Source organism: Mesorhizobium sp. M7A.F.Ca.CA.002.09.1.1 (assembly GCF_003998555.1).
Taxonomy (GTDB): domain Bacteria; phylum Pseudomonadota; class Alphaproteobacteria; order Rhizobiales; family Rhizobiaceae; genus Mesorhizobium; species Mesorhizobium ciceri.
The window spans coordinates 1-1,755 of record NZ_RZRR01001032.1; the positions used below are offsets into that span (position 1 = coordinate 1).

Sequence of the window (1,755 nt, forward strand, 5' to 3'; positions counted from 1 at the left end):
GCTCTATGCGGCGTGGTGCTGCTCGACCGCACTCGGCTATGTCTCGATGGCGCTGCATCACAAGCTGGCGCACGTCTTCGGCGGCTCGTTCGACACGCCGCCCGCCGAACCACCACCGAATGCCTCAGCGATCGGGCGCAGCAGATCGGGCACCGCCGCTTCGTTGAAGGCGGTCGTGTAGGGCAGCAGGATGGCGTGGGTTTCGGCGTGCGGCGGGCTCTGGGATTTCGCACAGTCGGTCGGCTCTCCGCTGAGCCTGAAGGCGATCGGCATCGAGGAGGCCGATCTCGACCGCGCGGCGGCAATCGCGGTGAAGAATGCCTATGCGAATCCAAGGCCGATTGATCCGGGATCGATAAGGGAACTCCTTCAGGCGGCGTGGGAGGGACGCCGTCCGGGGGACTGAGAACAAAACAAGAGGGAGGAACCAAACATGATCACAAGACGCAGCCTACTGAAAGCCTCGGCGGCGACAGGCCTGGCGCTCGCCGGTTCGCGCCTGGCGACGCCGGCCATCGCGCAAGGCGCCAAGATCCGCCTGGGCTATGTTTCGCCGCAGACGGGGCCGCTCGCCGGCTTCGCGGAAAGCGACGCCTACAACATCAAGGCCTTCCTCGCTTCCGAGGCGGGCAAGAACTTCGAGGTCATCGTCAAGGACAGCCAGTCGAACCCCAACCGCGCGGCCGAGGTAGCCAAGAGCCTGATCGTCGATGACGAGATCAACCTGATGCTCGTCGGCTCGACGCCCGAGAACACCAATCCGGTGGCCACCACCTGCGAGGCGGAGGGCGTGCCGGTGATCTCGACGATGGCGCCGTGGCAGCCCTGGTTCATCGGCCAGCAGGGCAATCCGGCCGATCCGTCCTCGTGGAAGCCTTTCAACTTCGCCTATCACTATTTCTGGGGTCTCGAGGACATCATCGCCGTCTACACCGGCATGTGGAAGCAGCTTTCCACCAACGGCAAGGTGGGAGGGCTGTTCCCCAACGATGCCGACGGCAATGCCTGGGGTGATCCGAAGAACGGCTTGAAGCCGGGCCTCGATGCCGCCGGTTTCAGCCTTGCCGATCCCGGCCGCTATCAGAACCTGTCGGACGATTTCACCGCGCAGGTCAACGCCTTCAAGGCGGCCAATGCCGAGATCGTCACCGGTGTGGTCATTCCGCCGGACTTCACCACCTTCTGGAACCAGGCCCGCCAGCAGGGCTTCAAGCCCAAGGCGATAACGGTGGCCAAAGCGATCCTCTTTCCGCAATCGGTCGAGACGCTGGGCGATGCTGGCCACAACCTCTCATCCGAGGTCTGGTGGTCGGCCTCGCATCCGTTCAAATCGTCCGTGACGGGCGAGAGCTCGGCGGAAATCGCGGCGGATTTCACCGCCAAGACCGGGCGCCCCTGGACGCAGCCGATCGGTTTTGTCCATTCGCTGTTCGAGGTGGCGGCCAATGTCATGGGGCGCGTTTCGGATCCGACCAATGCCGAGGCGATCGCGGCGGCCATAGCCGCCACCGACATGACGACGGTGGTGGGGAAAGTGGCATGGAGCGGTGCGGGACTGCCGCCTTTCGCCGCGAAGAACGTCTGCAAGACGCCGCTCGTTGGCGGCCAGTGGCGGAAGAAGGCCGGTGGCGGCTTCGATCTGGTGACCGTCGAGAACGCCGGCGCTACCGAGATTCCCACCGCTGGCAAGATGGAAGCCCTGGCCTGACGCTGCCGGGGGCGGCTGCGCCGCCCTCGTTCGGCGCGACCCAAGGA

General features: G+C 65.1%; 2 protein-coding genes and 1 pseudogene. 2 read left to right on the forward strand and 1 reads right to left on the reverse strand.

Translation table 11 applies throughout. From position 1 onward, the window contains the following. Nucleotides 1-93 precede the first annotated feature (93 nt). Nucleotides 94-213: pseudogene (locus tag EN994_RS36485) on the reverse strand (maleylacetate reductase); the annotation flags it as partial. Here EN994_RS36485 and EN994_RS35545 point away from each other — a divergent pair. Further along, complete coding sequence (locus EN994_RS35545) at nt 191-406, forward strand: maleylacetate reductase (protein ID WP_164746348.1); 216 nt, start codon at nt 191-193, stop codon at nt 404-406. The pseudogene EN994_RS36485 and the gene EN994_RS35545 sit on opposite strands and share 23 nt — an antisense overlap. Before the next feature lie 27 nt (nt 407-433). Then, entirely contained in the window at nt 434-1,708 is a 1,275-nt protein-coding gene (locus EN994_RS29840; RefSeq protein ID WP_063167499.1) for an ABC transporter substrate-binding protein, read from the forward strand. Nucleotides 1,709-1,755 lie beyond the last annotated feature (47 nt).